16 protein-coding genes are annotated in these 17,214 nt (G+C 58.3%); 7 read left to right on the forward strand and 9 right to left on the reverse strand.

The features are described 5' to 3' along the window. Nucleotides 1-42: 42 nt before the first annotated feature. On the reverse strand, nucleotides 43-738 hold the full coding sequence (locus GSQ93_RS29560) for a GntR family transcriptional regulator (RefSeq protein ID WP_254074123.1): 696 nt from the start codon (nucleotides 736-738) through the stop codon (nucleotides 43-45). A gap of 142 nt (nucleotides 739-880) precedes the next feature. Between GSQ93_RS29560 and GSQ93_RS29565 the strand changes: the two genes are divergently transcribed. Beyond that, nucleotides 881-1,264 (forward strand): hypothetical protein, encoded by a 384-nt coding sequence (locus tag GSQ93_RS29565; protein WP_158939258.1) that lies wholly within the window; start codon nucleotides 881-883, stop codon nucleotides 1,262-1,264. Between the two features lie 17 nt (nucleotides 1,265-1,281). Here the strand turns inward: GSQ93_RS29565 and GSQ93_RS29570 are convergent, their stop codons facing one another. Beyond that, a complete protein-coding gene (locus tag GSQ93_RS29570) occupies nucleotides 1,282-2,181 on the reverse strand; it encodes a LysR substrate-binding domain-containing protein (RefSeq protein ID WP_158939259.1) in 900 nt (299 codons plus the stop codon). Nucleotides 2,182-2,277: 96 nt separating this feature from the next. Between GSQ93_RS29570 and phnA the strand changes: the two genes are divergently transcribed. The 4 genes from phnA (at nucleotide 2,278) to GSQ93_RS29590 (ending at nucleotide 5,996) form a co-directional block, all read left to right on the forward strand. Further along, nucleotides 2,278-3,501 carry a phosphonoacetate hydrolase gene (gene phnA, locus GSQ93_RS29575; RefSeq protein ID WP_158939261.1) on the forward strand — a complete coding sequence of 408 codons (1,224 nt, stop codon included), beginning with the start codon at nucleotides 2,278-2,280 and terminating at the stop codon, nucleotides 3,499-3,501. A gap of 50 nt (nucleotides 3,502-3,551) precedes the next feature. Further along, nucleotides 3,552-4,838 (forward strand): MFS transporter, encoded by a 1,287-nt coding sequence (locus tag GSQ93_RS29580; RefSeq protein ID WP_158939263.1) that lies wholly within the window; start codon nucleotides 3,552-3,554, stop codon nucleotides 4,836-4,838. A 120-nt stretch (nucleotides 4,839-4,958) separates the two neighbouring features. Continuing rightward, nucleotides 4,959-5,360, forward strand: coding sequence for a hypothetical protein (locus GSQ93_RS29585; protein ID WP_158939847.1), 402 nt, complete (start codon nucleotides 4,959-4,961; stop codon nucleotides 5,358-5,360). Between the two features lie 159 nt (nucleotides 5,361-5,519). Further along, nucleotides 5,520-5,996 (forward strand): Lrp/AsnC family transcriptional regulator, encoded by a 477-nt coding sequence (locus GSQ93_RS29590; RefSeq protein ID WP_158939265.1) that lies wholly within the window; start codon nucleotides 5,520-5,522, stop codon nucleotides 5,994-5,996. 112 nt (nucleotides 5,997-6,108) lie between these two features. Here the strand turns inward: GSQ93_RS29590 and GSQ93_RS29595 are convergent, their stop codons facing one another. The 3 genes from GSQ93_RS29595 to GSQ93_RS38390 all read right to left on the reverse strand — a co-directional run bounded on the left by GSQ93_RS29595 (nucleotide 6,109) and on the right by GSQ93_RS38390 (nucleotide 9,373). Further along, nucleotides 6,109-7,245 (reverse strand): branched-chain amino acid ABC transporter substrate-binding protein, encoded by a 1,137-nt coding sequence (locus tag GSQ93_RS29595; protein WP_158939267.1) that lies wholly within the window; start codon nucleotides 7,243-7,245, stop codon nucleotides 6,109-6,111. 506 nt (nucleotides 7,246-7,751) lie between these two features. Next, nucleotides 7,752-8,114, reverse strand: coding sequence for a translation initiation factor Sui1 (locus GSQ93_RS29600; RefSeq protein WP_158939268.1), 363 nt, complete (start codon nucleotides 8,112-8,114; stop codon nucleotides 7,752-7,754). 992 nt (nucleotides 8,115-9,106) lie between these two features. Continuing rightward, the gene (locus GSQ93_RS38390) at nucleotides 9,107-9,373 is read right to left on the reverse strand and encodes a hypothetical protein (RefSeq protein WP_254074124.1); all 267 of its coding nucleotides are present in this window, start codon (nucleotides 9,371-9,373) and stop codon (nucleotides 9,107-9,109) included. Nucleotides 9,374-9,395: 22 nt separating this feature from the next. Between GSQ93_RS38390 and GSQ93_RS29605 the strand changes: the two genes are divergently transcribed. After that, nucleotides 9,396-11,189 carry an arabinofuranosidase catalytic domain-containing protein gene (locus tag GSQ93_RS29605; protein WP_254074125.1) on the forward strand — a complete coding sequence of 598 codons (1,794 nt, stop codon included), beginning with the start codon at nucleotides 9,396-9,398 and terminating at the stop codon, nucleotides 11,187-11,189. Nucleotides 11,190-11,352: 163 nt separating this feature from the next. On the opposite strand, the gene GSQ93_RS29610 is transcribed toward GSQ93_RS29605, so the two are convergent. Genes GSQ93_RS29610 through GSQ93_RS29620 form a run of 3 tightly spaced genes read right to left on the reverse strand, consistent with a single transcriptional unit; the run spans nucleotide 11,353 to nucleotide 15,582 of the window. Next, the gene (locus GSQ93_RS29610) at nucleotides 11,353-12,918 is read right to left on the reverse strand and encodes an efflux transporter outer membrane subunit (RefSeq protein ID WP_158939270.1); all 1,566 of its coding nucleotides are present in this window, start codon (nucleotides 12,916-12,918) and stop codon (nucleotides 11,353-11,355) included. Then, nucleotides 12,908-14,446 (reverse strand): DHA2 family efflux MFS transporter permease subunit, encoded by a 1,539-nt coding sequence (locus GSQ93_RS29615; protein ID WP_158939272.1) that lies wholly within the window; start codon nucleotides 14,444-14,446, stop codon nucleotides 12,908-12,910. Before GSQ93_RS29615 ends, GSQ93_RS29610 begins: the two co-directional genes overlap by 11 nt. Nucleotides 14,447-14,448: 2 nt before the next feature. Beyond that, the gene (locus GSQ93_RS29620; RefSeq protein ID WP_158939273.1) at nucleotides 14,449-15,582 is read right to left on the reverse strand and encodes an HlyD family secretion protein; all 1,134 of its coding nucleotides are present in this window, start codon (nucleotides 15,580-15,582) and stop codon (nucleotides 14,449-14,451) included. 111 nt (nucleotides 15,583-15,693) lie between these two features. On the opposite strand from GSQ93_RS29620, the gene GSQ93_RS29625 reads away from it, so the two are divergent. Beyond that, nucleotides 15,694-16,404, forward strand: coding sequence for a TetR/AcrR family transcriptional regulator (locus tag GSQ93_RS29625; RefSeq protein WP_158939275.1), 711 nt, complete (start codon nucleotides 15,694-15,696; stop codon nucleotides 16,402-16,404). Between the two features lie 120 nt (nucleotides 16,405-16,524). Here GSQ93_RS29625 and GSQ93_RS29630 read toward each other — a convergent pair whose 3' ends face one another. Beyond that, the gene (locus GSQ93_RS29630; RefSeq protein WP_158939277.1) at nucleotides 16,525-17,205 is read right to left on the reverse strand and encodes a TetR/AcrR family transcriptional regulator; all 681 of its coding nucleotides are present in this window, start codon (nucleotides 17,203-17,205) and stop codon (nucleotides 16,525-16,527) included. Nucleotides 17,206-17,214 lie beyond the last annotated feature (9 nt).

Here is a 17,214-nt window from a genome sequence, read left to right on the forward strand (position 1 = left end):
GCTTCTTCAGACTTAACTTGGTGCGGCGTGCTTAGTGGCGCTTCAGTGGCGCTTTCGCACCAGATCGAACTTGAAGATGCTGGTGTTGTAGTAGTCGTTGCTGTAGCAAATGGGTTTGCCGGTATCGTCGAAATCCACTTCATCCAGCAGCAGGAACAGACCGACTCCCTCGCGCAACTCCGGCAAGTCCCTCGAAGTCAGGAGCGTTGGTTGAATCGAACTATGCGTATGTGACAGGCGAATCCCGGTGCGCTCGAACATCGCGAACAAGGACTCGCCCATATCTCCATTTGCCCTGTCGTATAAGGCTTTCGGCACGATGTCGATGCAATACGCTGCAACGGCGTCATCAGCCCACCGCACCCGCTCAATCCGCACACACGGGTTGCCTACTTGCAGCGCCAGTTTTTCTGCGAGGCTTTCCGACGCGGCAATGGATTCGATCTGCAAACGGCTGGTCGACGGAACTGCGCCGACGCTCTTGATCATGTCGGTTACGGACATCAGATCATCAAGACCGCCTTCCAGCTTCAAGGAAATTTGTCTGATGAACGTGCCTCGTCCCTGTATGCGCGACAAAAGCCCGTGCGAAATCATCTGCGCCACGGCCTCTCGCAGACTGGAACGTCCCACGCCAAGTCGCTCGCAGAGCTCTATTTCAGTAGGGATCTGATCGCCAGGCTTCAGCGCCTTTTCGCGAATCATGGCGCGCAAAGACTCCTGGATTTTCTCGCTCATCGATCGCTCTACACTGAGGCGCATGGCTTGTTCTTGTGCGTTGACTTGATGCAAGATACATCAGACGTCTGATGTTTTCTTCAGGACTTACCCTGAGATTTATGTCATATCATCTTGCCTCTTAGCCCACGAATTCACGCCAATGCCCTCTTCAATCCGCAACTCGCTTGTCTGGATCTTCGAAGCACTCGAGAGCGATTCAACCTACATCGCCAAGCGGATGTTCGGCAGCGACGCCGCCTATATAGATGGCCTGTTGTGCCTGGTTGCCGCCGATCGCGACCCGCCATGGAACGGCTTGCTTGTGTGCACATCGCAAGACCGCCAGGCCGCGCTCATTGATGAAATGCCCGCACTCCAGCCGCATCCGGTGCTGGGTAAATGGCTTTATGTACCGCAAGACGATCCGGCGTTTGAAACCATCGCGAAGAGGATGACGGCGCTTGTGCTCGCACGCGACCCACGCGTAGGTGTCGAGCCCAAGCCCCGCAAGCGCGGCGGCAAATCTATATCGCCAAAGAGATAGAGCAAGTGACCAGCAATTCAAGCGCGTGTGTTTTCCTTCGCGCTGACTGATTGCAGCCAATCGACAAAGGCTCTCATATGGACCGGCTTATCAGCGTCAAGCGGCACCAACGCGTAGTAGGTTGAGCCCGGCGAGAGCAAATCGGGAAATGGCTGCTGAAGCCGGCCGGTTGCGCAATCGGTCTCGAGTGTAGGAAAGGGACCGATGCCGAAGCCGAGTCCATCGACTACCGCTTGCAAGGTCACAAAAAAATGATCGAATCGTAAGGATCGACTTGCCCGAAGCGTAGGTTGATTCGCGGCTTCAACCCACGCCTCCCAGTCGCCCGGACGGGTTTCGGTCGACAGCCAGGTCTCGGTGGCGAGCTGCTCAACGCTCCTGATGCCCGAACGAGCAAGCAGAGACGGGCTAGCAATCACGGTATTTGATTCTCGAAACAGCGGCCACGCCTGAAATTGACCGCCGTTCGGTACATCCCGCCGTATCGCAACGTCGAAGCTTCCTCTGAGCGCGGGTTCCGTGGAGAGCACGGTTGAGACGCGCACGTCCACCTCCGGGGATGTCTCAGCAAATAAAGGCAGCCGGGGGATCAGCCAGCGCATCGCGACCGTGGCCGATGCGCTGACCCGGATGACCTTTACATGCCGATTCTTCCCGTAGCGTTCCGCGGCGTCCGCAATGTGATCGAACGCGGCACTGATTTCACGCGCGAGCGCCCGGGCATGCGAAGACGCCACCATGCTCTGCCCCTCGCGCACAAACAACGGCTGACCCAGCCAGTCTTCGAGACTCGCGATTTGCCGGCTGACCGCGCCATGGGTCAGATTCAGCTCTCGGGCGGCAGCCGAATAACTGCCTGCACGGGCTGCGACTTCGAATATGCGCAACGCGTTAAGCGGGGGAAGCTTTTGTCTCATGTGTGAGCTTTATGCACAGATACGGCTAGTTATTAGCGATTGTGTGAGAAAGCGTCCCATCATACGCTGACACCAGCTCAACGAGAGAGGTGATCCATGACTGAACTTATCAACGTTAATTCCCGATCCTATCGACTGCCCTCGGCTCCGACGATTGTTGTCTGCGTCGACGGATGCGAGCAGGAGTACATCAATCAGGCCATCCAGGCGGGCAAGGCTCCGTTCCTCGCCGAGCTGCCCGGGTTCGGCTCGGTGCTAACAGGAGACTGCGTGGTTCCGTCGTTCACGAACCCGAACAATCTGTCGATTGTCACCGGTGCACCACCGTCCGTTCACGGCATCTGCGGAAACTTCTTTTTCGATCAGGAAGCGAAAGAGGAGGTCCTGATGAACGACGCGAAGTACCTTCGCGCGCCGACTATCCTGGCCGAGATGGCTCGAGCGGGCCAGCGCGTCGCGGTGGTGACGGCAAAGGATAAGTTGCGCAGCCTGCTCGGTCATCAGCTCAAAGGTATCTGCTTTTCCGCTGAAAAAGCCGACGAGGTGAACCGGGCGGATCACGGTATTGAGGGCATCGTGGCAAGGGTCGGTCTGCCGGTGCCTCCCGTGTACAGCGCGGAGCTTTCAGAGTTTGTTTTTGCCGCGGGACTCTCTTTGCTGACGAATGAGCGGCCCGACTTGATGTATCTGTCGACAACCGATTACATACAGCACAAGCACGCGCCGGGCACACCGGAAGCCAATGCGTTCTACGCAATGATGGATAGTTACTTCAAACGCTATCACGAGAAAGGCGCAGTGGTGGCAATCACGGCCGACCACGGGATGAATGCCAAGACCGATGCGATAGGCCGCCCGAACATCGTATTTTTGCAAGACCTTCTGGACGCCCAATATGGTGCGCAATTCGCGCGCGTCATCCTGCCTATTACGGACCCCTATGTGAAACATCACGGCGCGCTTGGGTCTTATGCGACTATTTATTTGCAAGACGCAGAACGCCAGCGCGGTGTCACGGATTTTCTCGCCGGCATTGCGGGTGTCGAGGCGGTATTGACGCGTTCGCAAGCCAGTCAGCGGTTCGAACTGCCCGAAGACCGGATTGGCAATCTCGTGGTGCTCGGAGAACGGCTGACGGTGCTCGGCAGCGCAAGCGACAAACATGACTTGTCCGGATTGACCGTGCCTTTGCGTTCTCACGGTGGGATGTCCGAGCAAAAAGTGCCGCTCATCTTCAACCGCAAGGTGGTTGATCTCGATCGCGCCCGTCGTCTGCGTAATTTCGACATTATCGATATCGCGCTCAACCACCTCGGTTAATCAAGTAACCGGCTAGTGCAGCAAAGACTGCGCGCCGCACGGAGACAACAATGCCCTCAGATACACCCAATACTTTGCAATGCCAACCAATATCGCAAAGCGCCTCCTTTAGCCAGTACAAATGGCGCGCGCTCATAGGCGTGACGTTCTGCTACCTCTTCTATTACACCGGCCGCCAGACTTTGGGCTTTGCGGTCTCCGGCATCCAGCACGATTACGGCTTGTCGAAATACGAGATTGGCTGGATCAGCGCAACGATGTTGTGGTGTTATGCAGGCGGCCAGTTCATCAACGGCAATCTGGGCGACAAGCTTGGCGGCAAGGCAATGATGATCGCCGGCGCGGTCCTCTCGTTAGCGGCGAACTGGGTCTTCAGCTTCGGTCACACATTCCTGTTTTTTCTACTTGCATGGGGTGCGAACGGTTACTTTCAGTCGATGGGTTTCGCGCCGGGCAGCCGCTTGCTATCGAACTGGTGGGACCACCAGCATCGCGGCTTTGTGTACGGCGTATATATCGGGTTTTCCGGATTTTCTTCCGTGCTCGCTTATGTATTCCCCGTCCTCATTCTCGGCACGATGCATCTCGACTGGATCTGGATTTTCAGACTGGCTCCTCTGTCGATGCTGCTCGGTGCTCTCGTCTTGCTGCTGTTTGTATCGGAGCGTCCTGAAGACAAGCATCTCCAGAGCGTGGAACCCTCGGGCAACACCCCGCCGCTGGCCGCGCAGGATGATTTGACGAGTGCACAGCGATACGCACTCGTGCTGCGAAACTGGAGGCTGTATATCACCGGGCTTGCGATCGGTTTTCAGAACGCCGCACGGTACGCGTTAGTCGTCTGGGTGCCCGTCCATTTTCTCGGCATGGACTGGAAGACGTCGGCCGCGCTGATCGACCCGAAGTGGATCACAGTTGCACTGCCGGTAGGGATGGCGCTTGGCTCACTATCGAACAGCTGGATTTCCGACGTGTTGTTTCAGGGAAGACGCTACGTCGCGATCGTCGCGTACATGGTATTGGCATCGACGACCGCGATCGTCATGATGTTCGTGCCGCACGCAAGCATGCTCGCGATTGGCCTGTTGTTCCTGTGCGGATTTTTTGTCTTCGGCCCGGCGTCATCGTTCTGGGCGCTGTGCCCAGACATCTTTGGACGCCGCGTTGCGGGCACTGCGACGGGTGTCCTCAATACCATGTCCTATATATTCGCGGGCATTGGCGAACCGGTCATCGGCCACATGATCGATTCAACGGGTAAGACGTCGATCATCTTTCCGATTGTTGCGGGACTGTGCGCGGCGAGCGCGGTATTGTCGATGCTGATCAAACGCTGATCGAGCCGGGCGGCGCAGGTCGCTTAGAAAAGCAAACATGACGCGGCCGGGGATGGCGGGTATTTTATGCAAGATGCCATTACAATCCAGCACTTCGATCCGCCAACCGTGATTTGCGCCATGAGATACCTCTTTGCATCGACATTCGCGGCGGTCATCTTGGCCGCCAGCATGACCGCGATAGCCCAAACACCCGCAGGCAATGATGCACCCAAACAAGAGTGCGCCATTGGGTATGTGACCGGTGTCGGTGGGTCGGCACAGAGCGTGCGTGACTACCTTGCGGCCCCCGATAGAGACAAATATCGCTTCCTTAAGGACAACCCGATCCAATGCCACGTCTCCGACGAGGGTCGTGCGTCCGGCTGTACCGGCATTACAACCCTTCAGCATGAAAAAGTCAGCGTGTACGACGACATCGACAGCGCGACGATGGCCGTCGTCGCGCGCGTGGAACTCGACCAAGGGACGTACCCGGTGATTATCGTTGTGCCAAAGCCGGATCTGAAATGCGAGGAGTGAATGGAATCTTCATCGGCTGGGGCGACACAACCCAATGGCCGAGGGACTGCTTGACGGGCCGCTGATACGTAAATAATATTGCTTCCAACGTGTCATTTCGTCACCGCATTTTCCCTGCCTGACGCAAAAAATTATCTACTTAAGGTGGGACGCTCAATCATGGCCGCTGCCCTCGATGCCTTCGATCGCAAGCTGCTGGCCGAAGTCCAGCGAGACGCTCATACCCCTCAGAACGAACTGGGCGCGCGGGTGAATCTGTCGACCGCCGCAGTCAACCGCCGTCTGCGACGGATGGCCGACGACGGCGTGATAGACCGGTACACGGCCGTCGTTTCGCCAGAGAAAGTAGGCTGTCCGCTCACTATCGTGACAACGGTAGAAGTCGAGAGCGAACAGATCGACCTGCTGGATGCAATGAAGCGGACATTCGAGCTGTGCCCGCAAATCCAGCAGTGCTATTACGTCGCCGGCGAATGGGACTTCGTGCTTATCATGACGGTGCGGAACATGGAGCAATACAACGAGCTTACCCGACAGCTTTTTTTCGCCAATAACAACGTGAAGCGCTTCAAGACACTGGTGAGCATGAGCCGCGTGAAGGTCGGGCTGAACGTGCCTGTGGATCTCGATGAATGAGTAGCGCGGTCTAATGATCGAGAGACGCGCGAAGGCTCAAATAACCGCTCCGTCGCGGCCCTCAAGCTGGTAGCCAGCGGATCGCACGCTGCCCGAAGGCCAACCCCGCTTTTTATCGGACGACGCTCCGATCCTGCCAGTCACCCTGGCTGAACTGGCGAACCGTAATCGCTCCATTGCGGATGTCACCCTTCTCGTCGAACTGGATTGGGCCAGTCACGCCGTCCAGATTCAGAGTTTGGAGTTTCGACAGATAGACCTTCGGATCGGTTGAATCCGCAGCCTGCATTGCACCAGCCATTGCCATCACTGCGTCATATGCATACGGTGCGTAAAGCTGTACTTGCACGCCGAATCGCTGCTGATAGCGTTTGAAGAAAGCGTCGCCCTGAGGCATCTTTGAGGGCGGTACGCCAGCAAGCGTGCAGTACGTATCGCTATTCATGGATGCGCCCGCGAGCTTGATGAATTGCGGCGTGCACGCCTCGTCGCCCGCAATCAGTTTGGCCTTCAGGCCGAGTCGCTGGGCTTGCTGCGCGAACGCCGCGGCTTGCGTGTCTCCGCCCGTGAATACAATGCCGTCGGGAACGTGACTCTTGATGGTCGTGAGAACAGCCATCCAGTTAGTCGTTTTGTCCGTTCCATATTCACGGTCTACAACGGTACCACCGGCAGCCTTGACGGCCTTTTCTACTTCATCGGCCAGACCCTGTCCGTAAGCAGTCCGATCATCCACAATCGCGACTTTCGTGGCCTTCAAATCCTTGACGAGATAGGTGCCAATGACAGTCCCTTGCCGGACGTCGTTAGCAACCATGCGAAAGACGGTCTTGTAGCCCTGGGCGGTCAGTTTCGGGTTGGTCGCAGACTCGGTGATCATGGGGATGCCCGCATCTGAATAGATTTTGGAGGCAGGAATCGAGGTACCGGAATTGGCGTGCCCGACAATACCCGATACCCCGTCGTCAACGAGTTTCTGAGCAACCGTCATGGCGGTCTTGGGGTCGGCGGCGTCGTCCTGCGAATCAAGCACGAATGTCACCGGCTGTCCGCCGATGCGGATTTTCTTTGCATTCAGGTCTTCGATCGCTAGCCGGACACCGTTTTCATCGTCCTTGCCGATGTGAGACAGCTCACCCGTCAATGGCGAGACCTGTCCGATTTTCACGGTCACGTCGGCCTGCGCCAGAAGCGGTTGCGCCGCCACTAAGACGGTCAGCAGAATAGGAGTCAGTTTCAGGTTTTGCATGGTCGGGCGCTCGCTCAGTTGCGTTTGCGGCTTCACTAAAGAAGCCGCTACGATGTTGGCCCTGGAGAATTCGGGGGGCTGTAAAGATGGTAAAAGAGCGCCGCAATCGCCAAAATCGGGTGCCCGCCCGTTTGCGCAATTTTCAATCGATTAGAGGTGCTCTGAAGCGTTTTTTTATCGGCGCCCTGGATCGGCGCGTGCGAGACCCTGTGGTGCAAGGTCCATCGACGCGATGAACCTCGGATGGAAGCTTGCGGCTACCTTTCGCGGCGACGCGCCGGCCGGAGGAGCGCAAACCTGCCTAAGCTCTGCCAGCGCGAGCAAGGCGCGAGTGACACTTCTTGATTCGGACGCGCGACGGATAAAAACGTTGGAAATGACCTTTCGTTGAGTGGGTCTGGGCGATGGCGTCGTTCGACTTGTCAACGGTCCATGATTCGTTGCAGATGACCACTCTTGGCTGCACGCGGTCCATCGACCTCATCGTGCCGCCGCTGATTGATCGATTAGCCTCCGGCCCGCTTGGCGTTGTGGCCGACCTTCTTGAGCGCTTCGATGACCCGCTCACAATGGTCGCCCTGCACTTCAATCACGCCGTCCTTGATTGTCCCGCCAGAGCCGCAGGCCGTGCGCAACTGTTTGCCTAACGACGCCAACGCGAGCGGATCCAGCGCCAGCCCCTTAACGAGCGTCACGCTTTTCCCGCCGCGGCCTTTGGTCTCGCGAGTCACGCGCACCACGCCATCACCTGCCGGCAGTGTCTTGGCAGCGGTCTTGCAAACACATGCGGCGAGTGCCTGTCGACATTCGGGACACATTCGCCCGCCATCGGTGGAATAGACAAGGCTGCCTTTGGGACTACTCTTCATAGTTGCTTGCTCGAAAATGCTTAAGTCGGGAATCGGGACGAGTTTAGCAGGTGCGCCTTAGCAACCACCTCTGGGCCAAGTCCGATCTCATGCTGAACTTCTGCAGACGACCTCTCCTTCCGTTCATCTCCAATTGCAGCAGACTGGCGCTTCCGAAATACAGCGGTCATTCTCGGTGGCGTAGCGTCACCGAAAAATCATCGTTTCAGCGAGTCGGATGCCTGACACGGTTGAAAACTAGTTGGTTAGGAATACTTTATTTACCCCGAGTATTCAATCACATCGAAGGACAAATTCTCGACTAGCGGCCAGTCGATTTATTACATTTGCATTAGCGATAATATTACCTACCCACGCCCCTATGTTTCATCATTCGCCCTTCCAGCGTGCTACATCCGCTCAACTCCTTCGGCCGGACATGCGGGAATACACCAAGATAACTGAGTAATATTATGTATTAATATTATTACCTAGCGAGACTGCCGTACCGCCTCGCGACATCGGTTGCTGTTCGAGTTGAGCAGACAATCGATGCAACGACAAAGGAGACGAGGATGGCGAATCGCAGAGCGCTGAAATGCGCGGTGATGCTATGGGTGACCGCTGGCATCGTTTATTAGCCATCGCTGCCAGCAACGCACCATGCCATCATTTTTTCGCAAGCCGCCGGCTACATCCTGCTTGGCGGCCCGCCAGTGCGGCTCGATACCCCGACCGCCGCGCAGCTTGCTGGCATGCGCAATGTCTACCGACCGATCAACCTCTATTCCGTGCGCAACGTGGCTGAGAGCCTTTTTTCGACCACGAACCGCGCCTGTGCGGGATCGCGATCAAATAACCTGCGATGAAAACACGACATAGACCAGAGGTGCGTTGCGCCGTCCGGCAGCGCATTTTATAAGCCGCCAAGAAGAGTGACAGTTCCGAAGAGTACCTGCTTGACCAATGCTGATTGCAAGTAAATATGTTCGTATAACTAACTGTTTTTCAATCTAATCATAAAGCATGGTTTCATAGGAGGAGTTCATTATGTCCAGAGGCGTTGGATTAATTTCTGTCTTGTTGGCGATGACTGTCGCGCTCGCGGCATGTAACGGAGATAGTAGCGGCACGCCGGGCTCTACAGGCGCAGGCGTGTTGAACTCAAGTGCGTCACTCACTGCTGCAGCCCAGTCAATCGACAGTGCATCAGCGGAAGCGGCAACAGAAGCAGCAACCGGATCTCCTCTACCTTGCGACGTCGCTGCAACAGCCAACACGCCGTGCTCGGCGGCTCATAGCGTGACACGCCTGCTGACAAAAAAATACAGGGGTCCGCTGTTCCAGGTTCAACGGGCGTCGGATAACACCACGCTGGATGTCTATCCGTATACGTCGGCTAACTTGCCGAATGGCGCTGACCACACGCTGATCAGTTCGGCCAATGTCAAAAGCGCAAACTCGTTCTGCAACAATACAACCTGCTCTGTCACCTACATTTACGATCAGGTCGATTTGGTTGCGCCTCTTAAGGGGGGCGCGTTCGGCAATGTGCCGGCCACCCTCACGCTCAACGCGAACGGAACCGAGTCATTGACCGTCCCGAGCACCAGCACGGCGTCGCAAAAGGCGACGACGGTGCCGGTCCTCAACGGCTTCGCGACTATCACGCTTCCAGGGACCAGCGGGATGCTGAACGTTCAACTGCTCCAGCCTCCCACCCCACTGACCACGCAGGCGCCGACGCAGCAGATATCGATCGGTAATGATTTGCCGGCGCTGCCCGGCACGCCCGCCAAGCTCGGTTTCGTGCCGCTGCAAGGCGCCCAGATTCCGGCCTTGGGTACGTTGGCAGGACAGGCTTATCGCAACCGGTTTGGAACGGTGAACCAGTCGATCGGGGACTCTGAAATCGCTGAATATATGGTGGCAGGAGCGCACTACAGCCAATCCTCCACGTGCTGCGGAACCTACGGAAATATGGAGAGCAGTGCTAACCCTGGCACCTATGCACACGGAGAAGTCGAAGGCGAAATGTTCGGCCTGGCATTCTCGAACGGCAACGCAGCAGTGTTTGGATATTGTGACGGCAATTCGAGCCAGCCACCCAACGTCAAGGACCCGGTATGTAACGCCCTTGACATCAACTGGCCGGGTGTCGATGCAGAAGCGGGCGTGTATCTTTACGGGCCGCCGCAGGCTCCGAAGGAGAAGTTCGTCACGGTGCTCTCCAAATACTCGCCGGTTGCCGCGTCAAATATCTTCGCTGTCAAAGGCGGGTCTGCCTCGCAGAGTGTGCTGACAGCACTCTATGACCAGGCGCCCCCGGAAGCCCTTAACTTTGGCAACGATGCAGGCCATGCATTCAACGGGCAATGGCAAGGTGGACTGTCGCTTGGGGAAGGCGGCGACGGTAGCGCTGCGCCTATCCAGTTCTTCGAAGGAGCGGTCATCACCAAGGCAACATCCGACCCGACCGACAACGCGATCCAGGCGAGCATCGCAAGCTTTTACGGCCCGCCGGCCAATAAGACCGTGGCAGCCTGCTATGCAAACAATCTGATTAATTCGCCGCTGAGTCTCGCGACGCCGGACGCATGGGCGCAACAAAACGGCGGCACTGCCGTGCCTGCGACTGACATCTCGGGAGCGGACAAGGGGGCCGCGACGGTGACCAGCACGAATGGTTCATCGGTCTCGAATATCCGCGAAATCATCAGGGTTCAGGGCGGGCAATCGTATAGTTTCACTGACTATGTGCTTGCTACCACGAACGCGACGGTCTTCCCCGGCGGATCAATCCAGACCGATGACCCGAACGGCTCCGAATTTGCGTGGGTTCTCAATACGAATACGGGCGCTATCGTTCGAGGGACATGGGGTTCCGGACAGGCAACCTCGCTCACCGCGGTGAAATCGGGCAACTGGTGGAAAGTGACGATGACACTTACCGCTCCCGCAGGATCGAACAACGCGCAGGTGTTTATCGATCCGCCGACGTCTAGCGCTGGGGGAGTCCGCTCACAGCAAACGCCGTACTTGAGCGCAACGCATTACTGCCCAAGCCTGGCAATCGTGACTGCCTCGGGAACGTAGCGGTGAAAAGGTAGCGCTTTTCCCGAGACTCCAGCGCTTGAGCGCATGGAGTCTCGGAAACACCCGGAGAGGCGTCAGCAAGGTACTTGACGCACGAGTGCGAGCAAGCGGTGTTCGTCACCTCACGGTAACGACCTTCCCGGATGCTGCCGACGCATCGGCTTCATTCCCGCGCCGCCGTGGACATTACGCCGCCACTGGCGTCCTGCCCGGCCTCCGCATTCCAGCCGCCGCCCAACGCCTTGTACAGCGCGACAAGGTTCGTCGATACCGTTGCCGTGCTGTCGACCCATTGCTCCTCGCTCGTCAGCAAGGTTTTTTGCGCCGTCAACACATCCAGGTAATTCGACAGACCCCGCACATAGCGCTTGTTTGCGATATCCAACGCGCGTCTTGACGCTTGCACGCTCGCATCCAACCGGTCTCGGCGACGCTGTTCCGCGGCAAAGCCTGTCAACGCGTCATCGACTTCCTGGAACGCCGAGAGCACCGTCTTGCGGTACGTGATCGCCGCCTCTTGCTGCTGCGCTTCCCTCAAGGCGAGTGTGGAACGCAAGCGCCCGCCCTCGAAAATGGGAATAGAAAGGCTCGGCCCCGCGCTATAGCTGCGCGCACCCCAGCTACCGAGATTCGTGAATTGCGTCGCCTGGATGGCGACGCTTCCGGACAGCGTGATCTTGGGGAAAAAGTCCGCCTTCGCCGCGCCAATATTCGCCGTCGCTGCATGAAGCTGCGCCTCTGCTTCGCGGATATCCGGCCTGCGCCTCGCGAGTTCAGATGAAAGGCCAATCGGCACACGTGGCGGCACCACCGGCACGTCCGGCGCTTCCTTGAGCTTCGCTGCGAGCGCTTGCGGATACTCTCCGAGCAAGACCCCAATGGCGTTGATCAGCTTCGCTTCCTGCTGCTCTTCCTGCGGAATATCGGCGGCATTCGATTCGGCCTGACTTTGTGCGTTAGCCACATCGAGATCGGTAGCGAGTCCATGCTTGGCGCGCTCGTTCGTCAACTGTACGGTACGCTCGGCGAATGCGAGGTTTTCTCGCGTAATGCGCAGCTTTTCCTGCGTTCCGCGCAGATTAAGATAATCGCGGGCGACTTCCGCCGCCGTCGACACAATCGCGTCGTGCCGCGCTTCATTTTGCGCATCAACGGTAGCGCTCGCGTTTTCTGCCGTGCGCCTTACGCGGCCCCAGAGATCGAGTTCCCACGATGCATCGAAGCCATACTGATACAGGTTGAACGGCGGCAATGCGCTCGATGTGGCGCTTTGCGTTGGTATGCCGCCCTGTCGTCCACCGAGCCCGTTCGTATCGGTTGCCGACGGTGAGCCGCTGCCCCCGAGCAGGCCAATGACGCCATCGGCGCTCTGAAGCTCACGCGTGTAGGACGCGTTGCCGTTCAACGTAGGGAACTCGTCCGCTTTCGCTTGTCCGAACTGCGCCCGCGACTCGGCGAGCCGCGCCGCCGCGATCTTGAGATCGAGATTGCTGTCCATGGCGCGCGTGACCAGCTCGGTCAACAGCGGATCGCCGAAACTGTTCCACCACAGCGGATCAACGGGTTCAGGCACCGGGACCGAACGAACGGCATCGGTAGCGGCACCCGTAGCGGCTGACGCATCCGGCCATTGCGCCGGCGTCTGCAATACAGGATGCTTGAAGTCCGGTCCCATCGTGCAGGCGGACAGGAGGACTACGAACGGAATCCATCGATAATCAATGCGCATTGACCTGTGCCCCCTTAGGCAACTTCGGCAACAAGAAACAAACGGGAGCCAGCACGAGCGAGATCACCCCCAGCATGATGAAGACGTCGAGGTAACTCATGACCGACGCCTGCTGCTCGACCGTCGAGGCAATCGATCCGAGCGAGCTGACAAAGCCGTTGTACGGCGTGATGTGCTCAGCGAGCCTTGCATGATGAAACTGTTCCCGCCACGCGAGCTGTGTTGTCACCAAAGACACGCCGAAGCTGCCGCCGAGATTACGCATCATGTTGATCAGCGCCGACGCATTGTTGTTCTCTTTCGGCGGGATGCCGATGAACTGCACGGTCGAAAGTGGAATGAAGAGGAACGGCAGCCAGATAACCTGATAGAGCCGCGACAACGATACATCCCAGAAGCCGATGTTCAAGTCCAGTCCCGCGGTATGCAGCAACGCAAATCCAGTGCCGACGAGCGACATCATGACCAGCCATTTGGGTTGGAAAAGCCGCCCGGTCACAATGCCTGCTATCGGCATGATGAATAGCGTAACGAGACCGCCCAGACCGAGCGTCAGTCCAGCATTGGTTGCGTCATAGCCGAGGAGTTCCTGCGTGAATTGCGGCAGCATCTGCGTCGTGCTGTTGATGATGAAACCGAACGCAAACATCACGCTGCAACTGATGGCAAACGCGCGCGACTTGAAAAGCCGCAGGTTCACGATCGGCTGCGCGGTGGTCAGTTCACGAATGACCAGCGCCACGAGCGCAACGCCCGATATCACCGTGAACAAGCAAATGAAATTCGATGAAAACCCATCCTCGCGCTCAAACTTGTCGAGCACGATCTGCAGGCAACCGAACCCGACCGCAACAAGGAAAAAGCCCAGGTAGTCGATCCGTAGCCCTTTATCGAGCAGGGCACGCCGTTCCTGCTGCACCAGCTTGCTGTCGCTCACGAACATCCATGTCAGCACCAGTGACACGATGCCGACGGGCAGGTTGATCAGGAACACCCAGTGCCACGAATAGTTCTCGGTGATCCAGCCGCCCAGCATGGGTCCAATGGCGGGCGCGGTGACAACTGTAAAGCCGTACAGCGCGAACGCCATCGCGCGTTTCTCGGGCGTGAACGTATCGGCGAAGATGCTTTGCTCGACCGGAGCCAGGCCGCCGCCGCCCAAGCCCTGGAGCACGCGAAAGACGATCATCATCGGCAGCGATGTCGCGAACCCGCAGGCCACCGAACTGATTGTGAACAGGAGCACACAGAGCATGTAAAAGCGCTTGCGGCCGATCACGTTCGCGAGCCATCCGCTGATCGGCAGGACGATCGCGTTGCTCACGAGATAGCTGGTCGTGATGTACGTGCTCTGATCGAGACTCGCCCCAAGGCCGCCGGCAATATGCCGGAGCGCCACGTTCGCGATGGTCGTGTCGAGCACCTCCATGAAGGTCGCAATCGACACGATGACCGCGATCAGCCAAGGGTTGAACGACCCCGCCGCTGACCTGGGTAGGGGTGCATGGCCTGCGTAGGGTGTGGCCATGGTTACCGCACCGTCACGCGCGGGTTGACCGAGAGGCCGGGCGCGAGCGGCAGGTGGCGCCAGTCGTCGCCATCGAAGACAATCTTCACGGGCAGGCGCTGCACCACCTTCACATAGTTACCCGTTGCGTTTTCCGCGGGCAGGCTGCTGAAGACCGATCCGGTGCCGCGCTGCAGACTCTCTATGTGCGCATGAAGGACCTTGTCCGGATAGGCGTCGACGGTCACATCGACCGGTTGTCCCACGTTCATGTGAACGAGCTGCGTTTCCTTGAAGTTCGCGGTGACCCACATTTCGTCGGGAACGACCGCGACCAGCGCCTGCCCCGGTGTGACGTAGTTGCCAAGGTTCACAGTACGGCGCGTCACCTTCCCTGCTTGCGGTGCGAGCACGTCGGTGTAGCTCAGCTGCAGCTTCGCATTGTCGACATCGGCATGGTTCTGGCGCACCGACGCCTCCGCAGCATCGATCTTCGTCTTCTGCGACGCAACCTGCGCCTCGCCCGCCTGCACCGCCTGTTTCGCGCTATCGAGCTTGGCGAACGCGCTCTTGGTCGTCGCCTGGCTTTGTTCCAGCTGCTGGCGCGTGATGGCGGCAGGATCGGTTCCCGTGAACCGGGCCAGATCCTGTTTGGCCTGCGTCAGGTCTGCTTCCGCGACCCGCACTTGCGATGTCTGCTGCGCGAGGCTGGCTATCTGGTAAAGCAGGTCGGCACGCGCCTGAGCGACCTGCGCGACTGCATTCGCTTCCTGCGCTTCGGCCTGTTCAAGCTTCACTTCAAAGTCGCGCCGATCAATCCGCAGCAGTGGCTGGTCTTTCTCGACGTGCTGGTTATCGGCCACCAGCAGTTCGACGACACGCCCGCTCACTTGCGACGCAATCTGGCTCTGATTGCTATCGATGAATGCGTCGTCCGTGCTTTCGTAGTGTCGGCTATGCAGCCAGTAGGCCACGCCCGCCACCACGCAGACCAGCAGCACCGTCCCGCCGATGACAGCGTTCAAGCGCTTGCGCCCCGGGCTCATCGGCTTGGAAGCTTCCTGTTCCTGCTCTTTCCCTGATTCGGTGCGATCGCGATCGCCATCGGCTTTATCTTCGCCGGAGGGCGTGCTGTTTTCGCTTTCACTGCCGGCCATTGCAATCTCCAAAATAATATTGAGATGTATTCAACAATAGAACGGAACGGTACCGTTCTATTAAAAAAGCCTGCGATAATTCCGCCATGTAATTTGATGCAAGGACCCGTGGTGAGCCGGACAAAAAATGTTGATGCAGAGAAAAATTTCTGCCCCATCAAGTCAATTTTCTCGCGCAAGAAAGGCCGTCCGTCGAACGCGATGGCCGGAGACGTCGAAGAGCGGATCCTCGATGCCGCCACAGCTATGTTCCTGCAACACGGCTTTGGCGGAGCGTCGCTCGAACGCATTGCCGAGGCGGCCGGCGCGGGCAAGGCGACGCTCTACAGCCGCTACAGCGGCAAGGAAGCGTTGTTTTCAGAGGTAGTCAGACGAAACTGCGAGCGAAGCCTGCGCCTTGTGTTTGAAACGCCGCAATCAGCGGCGCTTGCGCAACGGCTGACATTGGTGACGCAGACGCTTGTCACGCGATTGCTCAGCGACGAAGTGATTGCACTGATCAGAATGGTGGTCGCGGATGCGCCGCGGTTTCCAACGCTGGCGAAACTGACGAGCGACGCCGGCAGGTCACGCGCAATAGAAGCCGTGGCGACGATTATCGCCGACCACGCCGGGCGCACATTCGAGCCCCAGGCGCGCGCTGCAAACAAGCGGCACTCGCGGACTCTCGCGACCCAGATCCTCGACGCGATCGTCTCGCCGATGCTCATGAGAGCCTTGATGGGCGAAAACCTTGATGAGGTCCGCGGCGACATCCGCTCGCACGTGAAGCAGACAATCGCCCTCTTCGTGGCGGCCAACGCACTGGACGATTTCTTGTAAGCGTGCCGGGGCGGAACGCATTGTGATGTGCGGCTCGTTTCTCATCTCGTTCTCACTCAATGCGACCTCGAACGGTCAGCTGCTGAGTTTCGCCCGGCAACGAGCGAGCGATACTTCAGCTCAGTGAGCCGACGCTGACTCGATCCCGCGAAGGATGAAATCGATTCCGGCGAGAAAATCCAGGCGGTCGCCGTGAGCGCGCAATTGGCCGGCTACGCTGCGGGTGAAAGGGTACTCATCCGGATCGAGTTCAGACCACATGGTCGACACCTCGTCTAGAAAGTTGGACCTGTCGAGGCCCTGCTCCCGAGCGATATGCGCGTTCGCCGCGTTCTGCCCGCTGACGCCCAGGATGTAGCTCAATAACGCGGACACCGCTGCCCACTGTGTGCCATCGGGTACGCCAAGCGCGCAAACCTGCTGGCCTATGCGTTCGAGAATGCGCACCATGGGCAACTGCCCCGGGGCACGCGTGAGCGCCGAGCCAACCCACGGATGAGCATCGATAGCATCGAACATGCCCAGCGCGAGCGCGCGAATGGCTGCTTTGGGCGTCTCGCCGGGCAGCGGCGCGCTCATCGTGCGAGCGATGATGGCGTCGCAGGCGGCGGTCAGCAGATCGCTCTTGCTGTCGATGTGCCAATAAATAGCGCCAGGACCGGTCGCAAGCCGATCGGACAGCGCGCGGAACGTCAGGCCGCTCTCTCCGCTACTGTCCAGGAGCGCGATTGACGCCTCAATAATCCGATCCCGCGAGAGCGATTCCTCCCGTCGTTGAGTGCTGCGTGCTTTTTTCACCATGCTGCTTCT

Origin of the sequence: Burkholderia sp. S171, from assembly GCF_009766085.1 — a bacterium.
Lineage (GTDB): Bacteria > Pseudomonadota > Gammaproteobacteria > Burkholderiales > Burkholderiaceae > Caballeronia.